Genomic DNA, 16,390 nt, shown 5'->3' with positions numbered 1-16,390 from the left:
AGTGGAGCCATGCAGGAAACGGAATCGAAGACTCCCCCGAGTGCGAACGGCCGCACCAACCAGAAGCTGCGCACCCGCGCGGCGATCGTCACGGCCGCGGTGGAGCTGATGCGCACCGGGCGCGAGGTGACCATGCCCGAGGTCGCCAAGGCGGCGCTGGTCTCCGAGGCCACCGCCTACCGCTACTTCCCCGACCTGGCGAGCCTGCTCCGGGAGGCCATGGCCGGCGAGTGGCCGACCCCGGGCGAGGCACTGCGCGCCGTCGCCGACTCCACCGACCCCGTGCGGCGCGTCGCGGCCGCGACCGAGCACCTGATGCGCCTGGTCCTCGCCCACCAGGGCGCCACCCGCGCGATGATCGCGGCCACCATCACCCGCCCCACCGCCGCCGCCACCCGCCCCGCGCTGCGCCTGGGGCTCATCGACCACGCGCTCGAACCGGTCGGCGACTCGCTCGGCGCCACCGATCCCGACGCCCTGGCCCAGCTGAAGCGCGACCTGGCCGTCGCCATGAGCGCCGAGGCCCTCTTCGTGCTGACCGACCTGCTCCACCTCGACCCCGAGGCCGCCATCGCCAGCGCCGTCCGCACCGCCACCACCCTGACCCGCGCGGCCGTCGCCACCGCCCGGGCCTGACCTGTCGCTCTCGTCCTCGTCCTCGTCCTCGTCCTCGCCCCCGCCCGCGTCCTCCGCCCACGCCCCCGCGCCCCGGCGCGCGTCACGGGTGCGGGTCGGGCAGCGTGGTGCTGTAGCCCGCGCGACGCGGGCCGGCGGAAGGCAGGAACGCCATGAGGAACGCCATGAGGACAGCGCCCGCACCGGTAAACCGCACCGAACGCGCCGCTGTGCCCTGCCACTTCCTGATGTGTCCGCCCACCCACTTCCGCGTGGAGTACGCGATCAACCCGTGGATGGAGCCGGACCGGCCGGTGGACCGGCAGTTGGCGGTCGAGCAGTGGAGCGCGCTCCGCGAGACCCTGTTACGCATCGGCCACCGGGTGGAGCTGATCGAGCCGCTGCCGTCGCTGCCCGACATGGTCTTCGCGGCCAACGGCGCCACCGTCGTGGACGGCAGGGCACTGATCGCCACCTTCCGCCATCCGCAGCGCGCGCCCGAGTCCGACGCGTACGAGAAGTGGTTCCGCGGCCGCGGCTACCAGCGGGTGCGCCGCGCGGAGCACATCAACGAGGGTGAGGGCGACCACCTGCTGGTGGCGGGGATGGTGCTGGCCGGCAACGGCTTCCGCACCACGGCGGCCTCCCACGGCGAGACCCGCGACCACCTGCGGCGCCCGGTGGTCGGGCTGACGCTCCTCGATCCGCGCTTCTACCACCTGGACACCGCGCTGGCCGTCCTCGACGACGAGCAGATCATGTACTGGCCCGGGGCGTTCTCACCCGCCAGCCGACGCCGGCTCGCCGAGTTGTTCCCCGCCGCGCTGCGCGTCGAGGAGCAGGATGCCGTGCGGTTCGGGCTGAACGCCATCAGCGACGGCCGCCACGTCCTGCTGCCCGCGGCGGCACGCTCCCTGGCCGGGCGACTGGCGGAGCGCGGGTACCAGCCGGTCGCGCTCGACGTCTCCGAGCTCGCCAAGGCCGGCGGCGGCCCGAAGTGCTGCGTCCTGCAGTTGCGCCCGCCGCCCCGCGCCCGGCCGTGAGCCGGCGCTCCGCGCAGGCATCGGGGTCCCGCTTCCGGGTAGGGGCCCAACCACACGCCGCCACACGCCGCCACACACCGCCACGCGCCACCACTCGCCGGGAGGTATCCGCCGTGGGTGTCACCGTTACCGGCTCCGGGCCGCCCCTGCCGCAGCCTCGCGGGCCCTTGACCGACCGTCTCGTCACACTGCTCGCCGCCGGCCCCGGGCCCGTTGCCGCCACGCTGTCCGCCGGCCCGGCCGCCGCCGACCCGTGGAGCGGGGACCACCAGCTCGCGCTGTACCTCTGCTACGAACTGCACTACCGCTCCTTCGCGGGAGTGGACGCCGGGTGGGAGTGGCATCCGGGGCTGCTGGCCCTGCGCGGACGGCTGGAACGGTCCTTCCTGGACGCCCTGCGGGCCGAGACCGGCGCGGTGGCACCGCTGGACGAGCAGTTGCGCGACCTCCTGGTCGAGCCGGCCGACGGGGACGGCCTCTCCCACCACCTGCTGCGCGAGGGCGAGCGGTGGCAGGCCCGCGAGTACCTGGCCCTGCGCTCCCTCTACCACCTCAAGGAGGCCGACCCGCAGACCTGGGCGATCCCGCGCCTGCACGGCGCCGCCCAGGCGGCCATGGTGGCGGTCCAGTACGACGAGTACGGCGCCGGCCGCGCCGAGCGGGCCCACTCCCGCCTGTTCGCCGAGATGATGGACGACCTCGACCTCGACAGCGGCTACGGCCGATACCTGGACCACGCGCCCGCGGCCGCGCTGGCGGTCGTCAACCTGATGTCCCTGTTCGCCCTGCACCGCGCGCACCGCGGCGCGCTGGTCGGGCAGTTCGCCGGAGTCGAGATCACCTCCTCGCCCGGCTCCGCGCGCCTGGCCGCCGCCCTGGAGCGGCTCGGTGCAGGGCCCGCGGGCACCCGCTTCTACCTGGAGCACGTCGAGGCCGACGCGGTGCACGAACAGCTGATGCGCCACGGTGTCATCGACGCCCTGCTCCGGGACGAACCGGAACTGGCGGACGACATCGCCTTCGGCCTCGCCGCGAGCACGCTGCTCGACGACCGCCTCGCGCGGCACGCGCTCGCCTGCTGGAAACAGGGGCGCAGTGCCCTGCTCGCCCCGCTCGACGCCGCGGCGGCCGCCTGAACCCGCGTTGACGCGGCTGACGCGCTCAGCGACTCGGTCCGCTCAGCGACTCGGTCGGCTCAGCGACTGGCGGGCTCAGCGAGCGTCCCGCCCTCCGGCGGGGGCTCCCCGGCGCCCTGCTCGCGCCGCTCGGTGGGCGGCACCGAGCGGCGGCGGTGGCTGGTGTCGCAGAACGGGTAGTGCTTGCTGCGCCGGCACACGCAGAGAGCCACCACCGGCCGCTCGCTCGTCGTCACCGTGCCGTCGGGCAGCACGATCTCGACCGGCCCGCTCACCAGCACCGGACCGACGTCACCGGGCATGACCACCCGCGCCGCCGCAGCCGGCCGGCTACTCGGGGCGGACACCGCGGATCACCGCCAGCTCCTCGTGGCGCACCCCGGGGGCGACCAGGCCCTGCTCCTCGAACCAGTCGGCGCGCGCCGACATCACGGGGCCGAACGGGAGGCGCCGGCGGGCGACGACCTCGGTCCGCAGCCCCGCCAGGTGAAGGGCCCGACAGCTCTCCTCGACCCCGCACAGCGAGGAGTGCACCAGCAGCAGGACACCCCCGGGCGCCAGGAAGGCCGGCCCGGTGCGGCAGATCCGGTCCACCAGCGCCCGCCCGTCCGGCCCGGCGTCCCAGGCCCGGGCGAGGCCGTGGGAGGGCGGTGCGCTCGCGGCGGCCGGCACGTACGGCGGGTTGGAGGCGATCAGGTCGAACCGCCGGCCGCGCACCGGCTCCAGCAGGTCGCCCTGCAGCACGTGGATGTGCCGGCCGTTCACCGCGCCGTTGAGCCAGGCCGTGGCCAGGGCGCGCCGCGAGACGTCGATAGCGGTGACCCGGGCGCCGGTGCCGGCCGCCGCGAGGGCCACCGCACCTGTGCCGGTGCCGAGGTCGAGCACTTCGTCGCCTTCTCGCAGACGCTCGCGGCCCAGACTCGCGATCAGCAGATCGGTGTCTTCCTGGGCGCGGTAGACACCAGGGGGTTTTATCAGCCACATACTTCTCGTCTGCCCCTCGGGGGACGTGCGACACCCTGACCTGCCACCGTGGGGACCGTGGGGGCCGACGCGAGGTCGTGTGCCCGGCCTCGCGAGGCCGGGCACACGGCCGGGCGGTCTGTGCTTGAACGGTCAGGGCTTGAACGGTCAGTGCTTGAACGCGTCCTTGACCTTGGCGCCCGCCTGCTTGGCGTCGCCCTTGACCTGGTCGCCACGGCCCTCCGCTTCGAGGCCGCGATCGCCGGTGGCACGTCCGACGGTCTTCTTCACGCCGCCCTTGACCGCTTCGGCCTTGTGGGCGGCCTTCTTACCGATACCCATGACTGGATTTCCTTTCGTGAGCGCGTCCGACGGTGCGGGTGCGGCGGCCTACCGGCGCCCGGAGTGGTGTCCGAGGAGCAGGTGCGGCCTGCGGTGCCCGCGGTCGGGCTCCGGCTCGCCGTCGTCGGACTGCGACGTGGTGCGGGCGAGCGGGGTGGCGCCGGCCGGCGGGGTGGCGTCGGCCGGCGGGGTAGCGTCGGCCGGCGGGATGCCGGCGGCCTGCGGCGTACCGGCGGCCGGCGGGCCACCATCGGCCTGCGGCATGGGGCCCACGCGGGTGCCGGCCGTCTGCTCGCCGGCCGGGGCGCTCTGCCGGGTGATGAGGGCGTCCCGCTGCTGGGCGAGGTCGTCGCGCTGCTCGGCCAGCGACTTCCGCTCCGCGGCGAGGGTGTCGCGCTGCTCGGCCAGATCGTCACGGTGTCGGCTGACGGCCGCCGTCTCCCGGCGCGAGTGCCGCAGTCCGTCGCGGGCGGCCGCGCCGCGCCGAGCGCCGGCCAGCAGCAGGGCCAGCCCCAGCATGCCCACCGCTCCGACGACGATGCCGTAGAGGAAGAGCGCGCCGGTGGAGCCGGTCATGTGGTGCCCGAACACGGTGAACGCGTTGGTGAGCGCGTGTGCGCTGCCGGTGTTGCTGAGGATTCCGGCGATCGCGACGACGGCCGCGACGACCAGGAGGATGAGTCCGAGAACAATGAGCATGACGTGCTCCTAACGGATCTACGTCGTATGCCTACAGTCAACTCCTGGACTAGACTGGTGTCTACACCGTATGTCTACGAACTTTGCGTTCATCGGCACTCACCCAGCGAGAGAAGGCGCCCGCCATGGTCCCGCCCCCGGTCGACCCGGCTCTGCGGGACTGCGACCCGCCCGTCGGCGGAAAGCTCAGCCGGGAGCGCATGCTCGCCTGCGCGCTGGAGATCATCGACCGCGAGGGCATCGAGAAGATGTCCATGCGCCGCCTGGCGCGCGCCCTGGGCCACGACCCGATGAGCCTCTACCGCTACGCCGCCAACAAGGCCGCCCTGCTCGACGGCGTCGCCGAGACGGTCCTCGACGAACTCACCGTCGACCCCACCGACCCGGACTGGCCCGCCCAACTGCGCGCCGTCGCCCGCCAGTACCGCCGACTCGCCCTGACCCACCCCAACGTCGTCCCCCTGCTGGTCACCCGCCCCCTCGCCACCCCGCTCGCCCTCCGACCCCGCGGCACCCTGCGCCCGCTCGAAGCCACCCTCGCCCTGCTCACCCGCGCCGGCTTCACCACCGCCGACGCCCTGCACATCTACCGGGCCCTCTTCGGGCTGCTCAACGGCCACGTGCTCAACGAACTGCAGGAACTCGTCGACAACCCCGACGAGACCGACGACCTGCTACGCCTGGGTCTGCACCGGCTGCCGATCACCGAGTTCCCCCTCCTGCGCAGCCTCGCCACCACCCTCGCCTCCTACGACGGCGCCGCCGAACTCGAGCGCGGCCTCGACATCCTCCTCAACGGCCTCACCGCCACACTCACCCCCACCACCACCCCCACCCCGACCCCGTAACCGGGCACACGCCCTCCAGGAAAGGGAGCAGCACTCCCTCCGCACCGCCGGAGGACCACATCACCGGGGGGAACGAAAAACGGAGTTCACCGTGATCGTCCTCGGAGTCATCCTTCTCGTCATCGGATTCGTCAGCAGCATTTCCATCCTGTGGACCATAGGCATCGCCCTGGCCCTCATCGGCCTCGCCCTGTGGGCCCTGGGCGCAGCCGGCCACGAGGTCGCCGGCCGCCGGCACTACTGGTAACCCGGCCACCACCGCGGCCCGGACCGAGGGCGGACCAACCGCCTCCGGCCCGGGCTACGGGCTGCGGGCTGCGGGCCGGCGGTAACCGAGCCAACAGCGCCGGCCCGTCCTCACGTGCGGGCCGATGGGGCGCAGCGCGGGCAGCCGCAGTGCGGCCAGAGGTCGCTGAAGGGGCGGGTGTCGGGGGCGTCGGCCGAGACGCGGGTGGTGGAGAGCCTGATGCGCTTGCCGGTGGGGGTGATCCGGTAGACGCGCAGGGTCATCGCGCTCTGCTTCCCCGGCTTCATCGGGGCCTCAGTTCGGCGCGCAGACCGGGCAGTTCGGCCAGGCCAGTGGGCACGATGGAGCCTCGGACGACGCGGCCCGTGCAGCGCGCGTGGGCGGCGATGTGGTCGGCGATCGCCTGGAGCGCGGGGGTGCCGCAGCCGCCGATCTGGATGTGGGCGCCTGCGGTGGTGATGGTGATCCGGGCGCCTTCCAACCCAACCAGCGGCGGCAGTCCGGCCAGCGCGAGGGCGTCCACCATGGCCGCGACGGCGCGTTCGGCGGCCTCGCGCTGTTCGCGCTCCTGGGCGGGTTCAACGCTGCTGCTGGGCACGGGCGTTCAGGCCGTCGCGGAGCAGGGCGGTCAACTCGTCGACCACATCGGAGCGGACCCGGCCGAGGGTGACCAGGTAGTGACCAGTGACGGTGGGCCAGTCCACCCCCAGGGAGGGGATGGTGATGGCCGCGTCGCTGAGGACGGCGGTCAGCGCGGCGGCGGAGGTGAGGGCGCGCTGCTCGGAGGGATTTTCGAAACTTGCGGTCATGGTGCGGTCTCCTCGCTCGGCTCTGACGGGTGGTCGAACCGGCTCTGGGCGTGCAGGGGTGACAGGCGGAGGAGGATGTTGATCACTGTTAGGTGATGCTCCGTCACTCAAAGCATGCTGGCCGGTCGTGCCGTTTTGCAAGTGGCTCGGCGAAATCTGAAAACATTCAATTCGAACGTGAATTCGCCCGCTCTAAAGTCGGGTTGGCGGTGGCGCAGGCCCCTTGCGGGCAGGCAGACTGGCCACCTGACGGGTCAGGAGGGGTGAGAAGGATGGCCGCTAACGACGTGCCCACCGTGCGCCATCGGCGCCTCGCGGCTGAGCTACGCCGCCTGCGCGAGGACAAGGGCTTCTCGGCCGAGGAAGTCGTGGGCCAGATCCCTGGGATGAACCTGCCCAAGCTGAGCCGCTACGAGAACGCCCGCGTCGCCAACCCGAAGGCGGAGGTGGTTGGCGCTCTGCTCGACATCTACGAATGCGACGCTGACCTCAAGACCGTGCTGCTGCAGATCGTCAAGGAGAAGCCGAAGCGCGGCTGGTGGCAGGGCTACAGTGACGCGCTCAACCTTCTCCACACCGACCTGATCACTCTTGAAGCGAGCGCCGTGGGGATCAAGTCCTACGAGGCTTCGTTCATCCCGGGGTTGTTCCAGACACGGGCGTACGCGCAGGCGATCTTCTCCAGGCTGAGCCGCACCCCGGCAGCCATTCCGGCGTTGCTCGATGTCCGGATCGCGAGGCAGGCAATCCTGACGCGGGCAGAGAACCCGGTCACGATGTGGGCTGTCATCCACGAGTCAGCTCTCTCGGCCAACATGGGCGAAGGAGTGATGGCTGATCAGCTCAACAAGCTCATCAGCCTGCACGGCAACCCGAACATCAAGGTTCAGATCATGGAGTCATCGGCGCCGCCGCATCCAGGTATGAACGGTGCCTACACTCTGCTGGAGTTCCCCGCACGCGCGCTCGACGTCGTCCTTGCGCCAGGCCATGCGGGCAGTCGCTGGGAGGATGAGCCAGAGCGAGTGGAGGTCTACCGAGCGGGCTTCAACCAGATCATTGCGGCGGCTCTGAACCTCGACGACTCGCACGCGCTCATCATCGAGAAGAGAGACACAATCAAGTGAGCAGCTTTCCGAATGCGTCCGCCCTGGCAGTGCGCTGGCAGAAGTCGAGCTGGAGCAACGAGGACGGGAACTGCGTCGAGTGCGCCGCAGCGTCCGGTGACATCGCCGTCCGGGACAGCAAGGACCCCGCAGGCCCGGCGCTCCAGTTCTCGCCGCAGGCGTGGACGGCGTTCGCCGGCGCGGTCGGCGCCGGGCGGCTCGCGGTCGCGGACAGCTGAAACCCTGGACTTGATCTGCAGGTCGTCCTCGACGAGGCGAGTCTCCGCAGGCTGGCCGGCGGGCCCGAGGTGACGCGTGGTCAGCTGGATCAACTGATCCAGTTCGCTGCCGAGGTGCCGAACGTGACCATCCAGGTTCTCCCGTTCGCCAAGGGATCCCACGGATCACTCGCCGGTGGCTTCACTCTGATCGATTTCCCGGATCCGCACGAGGCTGAGGTCGTCTACTGCGACACGCCGAGTGGCAACCTCTACCTCCAGAAACCCCACGACACGCGTCGCTTCAGTCAGCTCTACGGCCGACTGCTGGGCCTCGCGCCCGACCCAGCCGACACGGTGCGATTCCTTCGAACCGTCCGCCAGGAAATGTGAGTCCGTGATGACAGCTCGACCAAACATGAGCACCGCCCATTGGTTCAAGGCGAAGGCGAGTGAGACTGCCCAGGGGTGTTCCGAGGTCGCCTTCCTTGCTGGCGCAGTGGCGCTGCGCGACAGCAAGCGCCCCGAGCTTCCGGCGCAGGTTTACCCGGCCGAGGTCTGGGCCAGTTGGCTCACCTGCTTGCGCGAGGGCCGGTACGTCGGGCATCGGGTCGAGCTCTCGTTCGTTGGCGGCGGCGTGACCGTGCGCGACAGTGCTGATCCAGCAGGCCAGATTCACGCGTTCACGCAGCACGAGTTCGAGTGCTTCCTGAACGGTGTTCGAGGCCGGGAGTTCGACCTCGCCTGTTGATGCAACCTCGCCACTGACGTGACCAGTTCTCAGGGTTAGTGGCCACTGGGTGGCCACTGCGACGCAGAGGTGACCGGAAGGACTTGAGCCTGTTGCGGCAGGCAGCTCATCCGTCCCTCCCGAGACTGATGGACGAGCCGTCTGCCCTGTCTACTGCGACCTTCGGGGGCCATGAGCGTTGATGAGTCCCTCAAGTTGATCACTGCACAGAAGGACAAGCTGACCAAGTGACGTACTACCCCAATGCCGATGCCACTGGCCTGCGCTTCCACAAGTCCAGCTACAGCAGTGACGACGCCAACTGCGTGGAGTGCGCGACAGGACTGCCGGGCGAGGTCGCCGTCCGGGACAGCAAGGACCCCGCAGGGCCGGCGCTCCGGTTCTCGCCGCAGGCGTGGGCGGCGTTCGCCGGCGCGGTCTGCGCCGGGCGGCTCGCGGTCGCGGGCAGCTGAAGCCCTTCGTCTGATCCACAGGCCGTCCTCGAAGAGGCGCGGCCCCCCGCTCGCGTGCGGGGGGCCGTGGGGCAAGGGCGGCGCGGGTGCGGGCTCCCGGCCGCTCAGCGCAGGGACTTGGCGGACTCCACCACGACCCCGTACAGGTCGGCGATCGTCGCGAGTGCGCCGTGGTGGATCTGGTCGGCGGAGAGCTCGGCGCCCACCGAGCGCAGCGGGCGCGTCGCGCAGGCGTCGGCCACCACCGTGGGGCGGTTGCCGCGCAGGAAGGCGCCTTCCACCGTGAACGTCACGCACATGTGCGTCATGAAGCCGGCGACGATGACGTCCTTGTGGCCGGCGGCGTCGACCCGCTCGCCCAGATCGGTGTCGACGAACGCGTTCGGCACCTGCTTGACGACGACGGACTCGCCCTCGACCGGGGCCACGCTCGGGTGGATCTGCCCGATCTCGGCGCGGATGTCGTACGGGGTGCCCTCGCCGCCGTCGTTGATGACGTGGATGACCGTCGCGCCCGCCGCCCGCGCCCGGCCCAGTAGCGCGGCCGCGGAGTCGAGCGCGTCCTGCCAGCCGTCGAGCTCCATCACGCCACCGGTGTAGGTGTGTCGGGTAGGACCCTGACCTCTCGGCGCAGAGTCCCCCCTCAGAACCGGGCGTGCGACTTTCACCGCACCCGGCTCAAGCAGGCCCAAATGGCTACGCAATTTCCTGCATCTCCTTGTCGTCGGAAGCGTGGTGCTTCCTGTGGCAATCGGAATGAATGAGCACGAGGTTGCTGGCCTGATCCGATCCGCCGCGCGAGCGGTAGGTCAGATGGTGCTTGTGCAGCCGCCGGAAATTCGCCTCGAACCAGTCCGCCCATTCGCGTACAGATTCGGGCTCATACCCGGCCCCGGCGATGAGATCCGTGCCGCACAGCGGGCACAGACCCTTCTGTCGGGCTGCCATTCCCACGGCCTTCCGACCGTGGGCCTCTGGATGCTTGCGCTTATTGCGCCGCTCGGCCCAGTAGTCCACCAAAGACGGATCATCCGGAGATGCCGCCCCCTTCACCACGATGTGGCGAACGATGCGTGTCCAGCTGAGCTTCACCAGGTATGCACCGGTCTCCTTGTCACCGAAGACCCAGTTGTCTCTGCGATGCGGGTGGAAGGCTCCGAAGTAGTTGTTCCGCATCCACGCGGTCGACTTTTTCGGATGCCTTCGCTTGACCCACCTGAACATCCTCTTGTACATCCAGTGATCGAGGTCTCCGAAGACCTTGCTCGCTGCCGCACCTCGGTAGTAGGTGGACCACCCCTTGATCAAGGGATTGAGACGGCGCGTGACATCTACCGTCTTGGCCGTGGCCATCTCCTTGGAGATCGCCGCGATCTTCTCCTTGAATCGCTTCACCGCTTCTCTGCTCGGTCTGGTTAGCAGCTTCCCATCGAACCGGCGGATATGAAAGCCGAGGAAGTCGAAGCCTTCGTCGATGTGGACCACGCGGGTCTTCTCATCGTTGAAAGCCAGCCCTCTCGGTTTCAGCCATTCGGTGAGCCTCTGCTTTACCGTGTATGCCTGTTCCTCCGTGGCGCACATCACCACGAAGTCGTCGGCGTACCGTACAAAGGTCGGGGTCACTTGGGCCGACTTCTGCCAGATCGGCTGTCGGTCTATGTCCCCTGCGGCGTTCCCCATGCCGTGCAGCGTGATGTTCAGCAGCAACGGACTGATGACCCCGCCTTGCGGCGTGCCCTCCTCCGTGGGCGCGAAGCGCCCCTGCTCCATCACCCCGGCTGTCAGCCATCCCTGGATCTCCCGGCGAGCCGGGAAGTCTCCGATGGCATCCAGCAGGCGATCGTGGTTGACCCGGTCGAACGCACTCGACAAGTCAGCGTCGAGGACCCAGGTCCTCTTCGAGTCCTTGCGCGACATCGTCGTGTGAATGCGTCCTACCGCATCGTGGCAATTCCTCCCCGGTCGGAAACCATAGCTCCGCTCCTCGAAGAGTGCCTCCCACTCCGGCTCCAAGGCGTTCTTCACCCTGGCCTGCTCCACGCGGTCCCGAATCGTCGGAATTCCGAGTGGCCGCAGTTTTCCGTTCGCCTTCGGGATGTGCACGCGCCGTACGGGCACCGGCCGGCATCGCGGCGCCGCCTCCAGCTCCCGAAGGAGCTGTCCACGGTCCTGATCCGACAGGGCCACTTTCCCGTCCACACCGGGAGTACGGCGTCCTTGACTGAGCTGCGTCACCCGGCGGATGGATACCACCGTGTTGTGACGAGACCGCAGCATCAGCTTTTGCAGGTTGCGGAGACGCTTGGCGTCCCCATCTTGCGCAGCCTTGAAGATCCTCTGCCTCAGTCGACATACGTCCGCCTCTGCCTCGGCCCAGTTCACACTGCGCCATGCTTTGGCATCGTCCAGGCTTTTCGTCACTCGGGTGGCCGCGTCGGCCGTCTTTTCGGTCATCTTGTCCACCTCCGTGTCTACGTCCAGCTACTGGTTCTGCCGTCATTGCTTCGGCCTCTTCAAAGGCCCACCTGTCCCGCGTCAGCCCTCTTTCGAGTCCGCGCATGTGCGCGGTATCCGCCGGGTTATGGACAGCGGCCAAGGAACCGTATCTCTGCCTTTTCCCCTAGGCTTTCGCCTTAGCGGCCTTCGCTTCTCGGGACATCCTGTTCCCGCATAGGATCTGTGCCTTCGTTACCTCCGGCCTACCGGCTTGCACCGGACCCATACGGGTTTTCGCTGTTCCACACGCACCAGGTACGACCTGGGTGGGGCGCTCCCTATACTCCGGGGTCAGTGGTGACCACGCTGCCCGTTCCAAAGTCCGGTCAGCCACCTCGGGTATTTCACCCGACGACCCTTACCGCCGATTGCTAGTCGTTGCCGCGGTTTTCGATGACGAAGCCTCATCAGGAGTTCACTTGCGTTCGCCCTTCAGGTCTTCCCCTTGCCCTGTCGCCGACGACGACCCGTCGGCCCCTTGGGGCTTCTTGTCAGGCAGCTTCACACCCGCTAGTTACCCGGCGAGCATGTGCCCTAGGGGACCAGCCATGTTGGTCACTTGGCTGGAGGGAGCACCATCCTCACGGCGCTCCCCGCTGGTGCGAGCGGCTTATCAGCTCGCACTCTGGTAGTCGACCAGGATCAGGGTCGAGTCGGCGAGCGACGCGGGCGTCTCGTCGAAGCCGTTGAGTGCGCGCAGGGTCGTCGTAGCCATGGTTGTACCGCCTTAGGTTCCGTGCCGGGTTCGCCGGCTCACTCGCGGTGAGCTGCGCTGGAAAGCTGCGGTGGGCCGCGCTGGAACGCTATGGCCGGCCACGTCATGTCGGCAATGCCATCTAACATGCAGAAACAGACATCGCCTCGGGCCGCCAGGGCTGAGAACCGGGAGAAGCAGGAGACTCATGAGCACCGTCAGGCGACTCGTCGTCATCGTCCTCTTCGAGGGCGTCGACCTGCTCGACGTCACCGGACCGCCGGAGGTGTTCTCCCTCGTGCGGCGGGAGACGGAGGAGGCGACGGGTTATCAGGTCGTCCTCGCGGCCGAGGCGATGGGTCCCGTCACCACGTCAGCCGGCGTGCGCGTCCTGCCCGATCTCACCTTCGAGGAGGCCGCCGCGCGGAGCATCGACACGCTGCTGGTGCCGGGTGCGGTCGAGGTCGACAGCCTGCGCCGCGTCCACCCGCTCACCGACCCCACCGTGGTCCGCTGGGTGAAGGTGCTGGCGGCCGGGTCGCGCCGGGTCGCCTCCGTCTGCGTCGGGGCGCACATCCTCGCCGCCGCCGGGCTGCTCGACGGCAAGCGGGCCACCACCCACTGGTCCACGGCGCGGCAACTCGCCAGCGACTACCCGGCGATCGAGGTCGACGCCGATCCGATCTTCATCCGCGAGGGCGACGTCTGGACGGGCGCGGGCATCAGCGCCTGCCTCGACCTCTCGCTCGCCCTGGTCGCCGAGGACTTCGGCGAGACGGTCGCGCTGCGCGTCGCCCGGCAGCTGGTGATGTACCTGAAGCGTCCCGGCGGGCAGAGCCAGTTCAGCGTCCCGCTCGAACCCGTCTCCACGACCCGGCGCATCGAGGACCTGCGCCACCACATCGCACGCAGCCTGGAGCAGCCGCTCACCGTCGCCGACCTCGCCGTCTTCGCGCACGTCAGCGAGCGTCAGCTCACCCGGATCTTCAAGACCGAGCTCGGCATGACCCCGAGCGCCTACGTCGAGTCGGCCCGTGTGGAGCGGGCGCGCAACCAGCTCGAATCCACCGACGCGACCCTCGAACGCGTCGCGTCCACCTGCGGGTTCGGCACGACCGACACCCTGGTGCGGGCGTTCCGCCGCAGGCTCGACACGACACCGACGGAGTACCGGCTGCGGTTCCGGGCCCACTCCGGCTGAGCCGAGGCGGCTGGACCGGGCCGGGCCGAAGAAATGCCAAGCGTCCCACGATGCCCGCGCTCGTGACCCGGCATTCCGGTGAAGATGATCGAATGAAAGTCATATCAGTCGACGATGTGTCACTCCTGAACTCGGGCGCATTGTTCGACTTTGCCCGCATCGTCTGCACCTGACCTTGTCAGCGCCGCCGAACGATTCCCCGAAAAGGACCGAAAGAGCCCGCACAGCCCCCAGACGCGTGTGCGACCCCGATCGCAAACGGCGGCATGCCGCGTGGAGCCCCGGACAGCCGCGCACGCCGCCGCCGTGCGCGCGTGCGCCGGGTGGGCGGGGATTGCGGGCGGGCTCCGGGGCCAAGTTAAGTGGGTGAGTCGGCAACTCCGCTTTTCCGCCGGACGGTTCGGGGCCCTGCCGCGCAGGCGGACCGTGCCACCGCCCACCGGCCGAGGCCGGCTCGCACCGAAATCACACCAGCTCCAGCCGGTTCGCACAAGGAGTAGTCCATGCCCCAAGTCCGGTTCGCCGTCGAAATGCGGTCACGCTGCTCCGCCCGCGCCGCGGGGCGGGCCGCGAGACCAACCGTCACGACCGCCCCGCCGCTGCCGGGAGCGCCGGCCCGGGCGGCACGAGCGGCACGGGCGTGAGCACGGCCGCCAGGGGACGCATCCCGCGCGGTCCGAGCGGTCTGGGCACCGCGAGCCTCTACCCGCCGCGCTCCGACGCACCGGCCCAGGTCGCGACCGAGGCCACCACCGCCACCACCGCCGCACCCGGGGCGGACGAGGCGGGCGAGGCGGTTGACGAAGCGCCCAGGACGCCCCGGCCGATCCCGGGCCTCTACTACCACCCGGTGCCCGAACCCGACCCCGTGCGGGTGGCCGAGGTGGGCCGGCGGGTCAAGCAGTGGGCGGTGGAGGAGGTGCGGCTCTTCCCGCCGGAGTGGGAGGACCAGTTCGACGGCTTCGACCTCGGCCGCTACATGGTCGCCTGCCACCCCGCCGCTCCCACCATCGAGCATCTGATGGTCGCCACCCGGCTGATGGCGGCCGAGAACGCGCTGGACGACCTCTACTGCGAGGACCACGGCGGATCGCCGGTCGGCCTCGGTGGACGGCTGCTGCTGGCGCACACCACGCTCGATCCCCTGTCCACCACGCGGGAGTACCAGCCGCAGTGGGAGGCCTCGCTGCACGCGGACCCGCCGCGGCGCGCCTACCGCTCCGCGATGGAGTACTTCACCCGGCTGGCCACGCCCGCCCAGGCGGACCGGTACCGGCACGACATGGCCCGCCTGCACCTGGGCTACCTCGCCGAGGCCGCCTGGAGCGAGACGGACCACCTGCCCGAGGTGTGGGAGTACCTGGCGATGCGCCAGTTCAACAACTTCCGCCCCTGCCCGACCATCACCGACACCGTGGACGGCTACGAGCTCCCCGCCGACCTGCACGCCCTGCCCGAGCTGCAGCGGGTCATCGCGCTCGGCTCCAACGCCACCACCATCGTCAACGACCTCTACTCGTACACCAAGGAGCTCGCCGCCCCCGGCCGGCACCTGAACCTGCCGGTGGTGATCGCGGAGCGCGAGGGGTGCGGCGACCAACCGGCGTACCTGAAGGCGGTCGAGGTCCACAACGAGCTCATGCGCGAATTCGAGTCCGCGGCGGCCGCCGTGGCCGCCGCCCACCCCGTGCCGTCCGTGCTCCGCTTCCTGCGCGGCTTCGCCGCCTGGGTCGACGGCAACCACCACTGGCACTGCACCAACACGTACCGCTACAGCCTGCCCGACTTCTGGTAACCGAGGAGCTGACCAGCAGTGACCACCATGGACATCAACCCCGCCACGACCACCGCCACCGTGCCCGGCCCGGCGACCCCGTACCAGGACGACATCGCCCGCTACTGGGACCAGGAGGCCCGCCCGGTCAACCTGCGCCTGGGCGATGTGGACGGCCTCTACCACCACCACTACGGCATCGGCGACGTCGACCACGGCGCGATCACGGCACCCGAGGGGAGCGAGCGCGAGAAGCAGGTGATCGCCGAACTGCACCGGCTGGAGTCCGCGCAGGCCGACCTGCTCCTGGACCACCTGGGCCCGATCCCGGACGACGCCACGCTGGTGGACGCCGGCTGCGGGCGCGGCGGCTCGATGGCGATGGCCCACCAGCGGTTCGGGTGCCGGGTCGAGGGCGTCACCCTCTCGGCCAAGCAGGCCGACTTCGGCAACCAGCGCGCACGCGACCTCGGCATCGACCGGTACGTCCGCTCCCGCGTGTGCAACATGCTGGACACGCCCTTCGAGACCGGGCAGGTGGCCGGCTCCTGGAACAACGAGTCCAGCATGTACGTGGACCTGGACGACCTGTTCGCCGAGCACTCCCGCATCCTGGCCGTCGGCGGCCGGTACGTGACCATCACCGGCTGCTGGAACCCCGCCTACGGGCAGCCGTCGAAGTGGGTGTCGCAGATCAACGCGCACTTCGAGTGCAACATCCACTCCCGCCGGGAGTACCTGCGGGCCATGGCCGACAACCGCCTCGTGCCGCGGGCCGTCATCGACCTCACACCGGCGACGCTGCCCTACTGGGAGCTGCGGGCCACCTCCTCGCTGGTCACGGGCATCGAGGAGGCGTTCCTGTCCTCCTACAAGGACGGCTCGTTCCAGTACGTGCTGATCGCCGCCGACCGGGTCTGACACGGTCGCGGGTCCGGGGCGGTCGCGGGCGGCGGCCGCCTCGGGCCCGTGCTGGGGAGGACGGCCCACACCGTC

General features: G+C 70.0%; 21 protein-coding genes and 2 pseudogenes. 13 read left to right on the top strand and 10 right to left on the bottom strand.

Annotation, left to right across the window (positions count from 1 at the left end; translation table 11 throughout):
• The first annotated feature begins 9 nt into the window (after window positions 1–9).
• From OG455_RS31865 to OG455_RS31855, 3 genes are all read left to right on the top strand, one after another.
• Window positions 10–636, top strand: coding sequence for a TetR/AcrR family transcriptional regulator (locus OG455_RS31865; protein WP_266299686.1), 627 nt, complete (start codon window positions 10–12; stop codon window positions 634–636).
• Between the two features lie 152 nt (window positions 637–788).
• Complete coding sequence (gene ddaH, locus OG455_RS31860) at window positions 789–1,658, top strand: dimethylargininase (RefSeq protein WP_353963024.1); 870 nt, start codon at window positions 789–791, stop codon at window positions 1,656–1,658.
• Window positions 1,659–1,825: 167 nt separating this feature from the next.
• Window positions 1,826–2,794 carry an iron-containing redox enzyme family protein gene (locus tag OG455_RS31855; protein ID WP_266299682.1) on the top strand — a complete coding sequence of 323 codons (969 nt, stop codon included), beginning with the start codon at window positions 1,826–1,828 and terminating at the stop codon, window positions 2,792–2,794.
• Window positions 2,795–2,853: 59 nt separating this feature from the next.
• Here OG455_RS31855 and OG455_RS31850 read toward each other — a convergent pair whose 3' ends face one another.
• From OG455_RS31850 to OG455_RS31835, 4 genes are all read right to left on the bottom strand, one after another.
• Window positions 2,854–3,096: a CDGSH iron-sulfur domain-containing protein gene (locus tag OG455_RS31850; protein ID WP_266299680.1), complete on the bottom strand. Its 243-nt coding sequence runs from the start codon at window positions 3,094–3,096 to the stop codon at window positions 2,854–2,856.
• A gap of 28 nt (window positions 3,097–3,124) precedes the next feature.
• Window positions 3,125–3,778 (bottom strand): HemK2/MTQ2 family protein methyltransferase, encoded by a 654-nt coding sequence (locus OG455_RS31845; protein ID WP_266299679.1) that lies wholly within the window; start codon window positions 3,776–3,778, stop codon window positions 3,125–3,127.
• 147 nt (window positions 3,779–3,925) lie between these two features.
• Window positions 3,926–4,099 carry a CsbD family protein gene (locus OG455_RS31840; protein ID WP_266299678.1) on the bottom strand — a complete coding sequence of 58 codons (174 nt, stop codon included), beginning with the start codon at window positions 4,097–4,099 and terminating at the stop codon, window positions 3,926–3,928.
• A gap of 48 nt (window positions 4,100–4,147) precedes the next feature.
• Window positions 4,148–4,798 (bottom strand): hypothetical protein, encoded by a 651-nt coding sequence (locus OG455_RS31835; protein WP_266299676.1) that lies wholly within the window; start codon window positions 4,796–4,798, stop codon window positions 4,148–4,150.
• Between the two features lie 125 nt (window positions 4,799–4,923).
• Between OG455_RS31835 and OG455_RS31830 the strand changes: the two genes are divergently transcribed.
• Together OG455_RS31830 and OG455_RS31825 are read left to right on the top strand one after the other, a co-directional pair.
• On the top strand, window positions 4,924–5,646 hold the full coding sequence (locus tag OG455_RS31830; protein ID WP_266299674.1) for a TetR/AcrR family transcriptional regulator: 723 nt from the start codon (window positions 4,924–4,926) through the stop codon (window positions 5,644–5,646).
• Window positions 5,647–5,737: 91 nt separating this feature from the next.
• Entirely contained in the window at window positions 5,738–5,893 is a 156-nt protein-coding gene (locus OG455_RS31825; RefSeq protein WP_266299672.1) for a DUF6131 family protein, read from the top strand.
• 110 nt (window positions 5,894–6,003) lie between these two features.
• Here OG455_RS31825 and OG455_RS31820 read toward each other — a convergent pair whose 3' ends face one another.
• The 3 genes from OG455_RS31820 to OG455_RS31810 are packed head-to-tail and all read right to left on the bottom strand — an operon-like array spanning window position 6,004 to window position 6,702.
• On the bottom strand, window positions 6,004–6,180 hold the full coding sequence (locus OG455_RS31820) for a hypothetical protein (protein ID WP_266299670.1): 177 nt from the start codon (window positions 6,178–6,180) through the stop codon (window positions 6,004–6,006).
• Window positions 6,177–6,491, bottom strand: a complete 315-nt coding sequence (locus tag OG455_RS31815) for a hypothetical protein (protein ID WP_266299668.1) — start codon at window positions 6,489–6,491, stop codon at window positions 6,177–6,179. The genes OG455_RS31820 and OG455_RS31815 overlap by 4 nt, the downstream gene beginning before the upstream one ends.
• A complete protein-coding gene (locus OG455_RS31810; RefSeq protein ID WP_266299666.1) occupies window positions 6,472–6,702 on the bottom strand; it encodes a hypothetical protein in 231 nt (76 codons plus the stop codon). The genes OG455_RS31815 and OG455_RS31810 overlap by 20 nt, the downstream gene beginning before the upstream one ends.
• Window positions 6,703–6,974: 272 nt before the next feature.
• Here OG455_RS31810 and OG455_RS31805 point away from each other — a divergent pair, with 272 nt between their 5' ends.
• From OG455_RS31805 to OG455_RS31785, 5 genes are all read left to right on the top strand, one after another.
• Window positions 6,975–7,829, top strand: a complete 855-nt coding sequence (locus OG455_RS31805; protein ID WP_266299664.1) for a helix-turn-helix transcriptional regulator — start codon at window positions 6,975–6,977, stop codon at window positions 7,827–7,829.
• Window positions 7,826–8,047: a DUF397 domain-containing protein gene (locus tag OG455_RS31800; protein ID WP_266299662.1), complete on the top strand. Its 222-nt coding sequence runs from the start codon at window positions 7,826–7,828 to the stop codon at window positions 8,045–8,047. Before OG455_RS31805 ends, OG455_RS31800 begins: the two co-directional genes overlap by 4 nt.
• Window positions 8,048–8,062: 15 nt before the next feature.
• Window positions 8,063–8,419, top strand: a complete 357-nt coding sequence (locus tag OG455_RS31795; RefSeq protein WP_266301030.1) for a DUF5753 domain-containing protein — start codon at window positions 8,063–8,065, stop codon at window positions 8,417–8,419.
• Between the two features lie 25 nt (window positions 8,420–8,444).
• A complete protein-coding gene (locus OG455_RS31790) occupies window positions 8,445–8,777 on the top strand; it encodes a DUF397 domain-containing protein (protein ID WP_266299660.1) in 333 nt (110 codons plus the stop codon).
• A gap of 227 nt (window positions 8,778–9,004) precedes the next feature.
• Window positions 9,005–9,229 (top strand): DUF397 domain-containing protein, encoded by a 225-nt coding sequence (locus OG455_RS31785; protein ID WP_266299658.1) that lies wholly within the window; start codon window positions 9,005–9,007, stop codon window positions 9,227–9,229.
• A 104-nt stretch (window positions 9,230–9,333) separates the two neighbouring features.
• Here the strand turns inward: OG455_RS31785 and OG455_RS31780 are convergent.
• From OG455_RS31780 to OG455_RS31770, 3 genes and pseudogenes are all read right to left on the bottom strand, one after another.
• Window positions 9,334–9,837 (bottom strand): annotated as a pseudogene (locus tag OG455_RS31780) (isochorismatase family protein); the annotation flags it as partial.
• 88 nt (window positions 9,838–9,925) lie between these two features.
• Window positions 9,926–11,683 (bottom strand): group II intron reverse transcriptase/maturase, encoded by a 1,758-nt coding sequence (gene ltrA, locus OG455_RS31775; RefSeq protein WP_266299656.1) that lies wholly within the window; start codon window positions 11,681–11,683, stop codon window positions 9,926–9,928.
• Between the two features lie 664 nt (window positions 11,684–12,347).
• A pseudogene (locus OG455_RS31770) lies at window positions 12,348–12,440 on the bottom strand (cysteine hydrolase); the annotation flags it as partial.
• Between the two features lie 187 nt (window positions 12,441–12,627).
• On the opposite strand from OG455_RS31770, the gene OG455_RS31765 reads away from it, so the two are divergent.
• The 3 genes from OG455_RS31765 to OG455_RS31755 all read left to right on the top strand — a co-directional run bounded on the left by OG455_RS31765 (window position 12,628) and on the right by OG455_RS31755 (window position 16,315).
• Entirely contained in the window at window positions 12,628–13,620 is a 993-nt protein-coding gene (locus OG455_RS31765) for a GlxA family transcriptional regulator (protein ID WP_266299654.1), read from the top strand.
• Between the two features lie 640 nt (window positions 13,621–14,260).
• Window positions 14,261–15,415, top strand: coding sequence for a family 2 encapsulin nanocompartment cargo protein terpene cyclase (locus tag OG455_RS31760; RefSeq protein ID WP_266299652.1), 1,155 nt, complete (start codon window positions 14,261–14,263; stop codon window positions 15,413–15,415).
• A gap of 27 nt (window positions 15,416–15,442) precedes the next feature.
• The gene (locus tag OG455_RS31755) at window positions 15,443–16,315 is read left to right on the top strand and encodes a geranyl diphosphate 2-C-methyltransferase (protein WP_266301029.1); all 873 of its coding nucleotides are present in this window, start codon (window positions 15,443–15,445) and stop codon (window positions 16,313–16,315) included.
• The last annotated feature ends 75 nt before the right edge of the window (window positions 16,316–16,390 follow it).

The sequence above is a fragment of the Kitasatospora sp. NBC_01287 genome, assembly GCF_026340565.1.
In the GTDB taxonomy this organism is placed as follows: Bacteria; Actinomycetota; Actinomycetes; order Streptomycetales; family Streptomycetaceae; genus Kitasatospora.
Note: the sequence above shows the minus strand (reverse complement) of the source record. Positions and strands in the feature narration are given on the sequence as shown.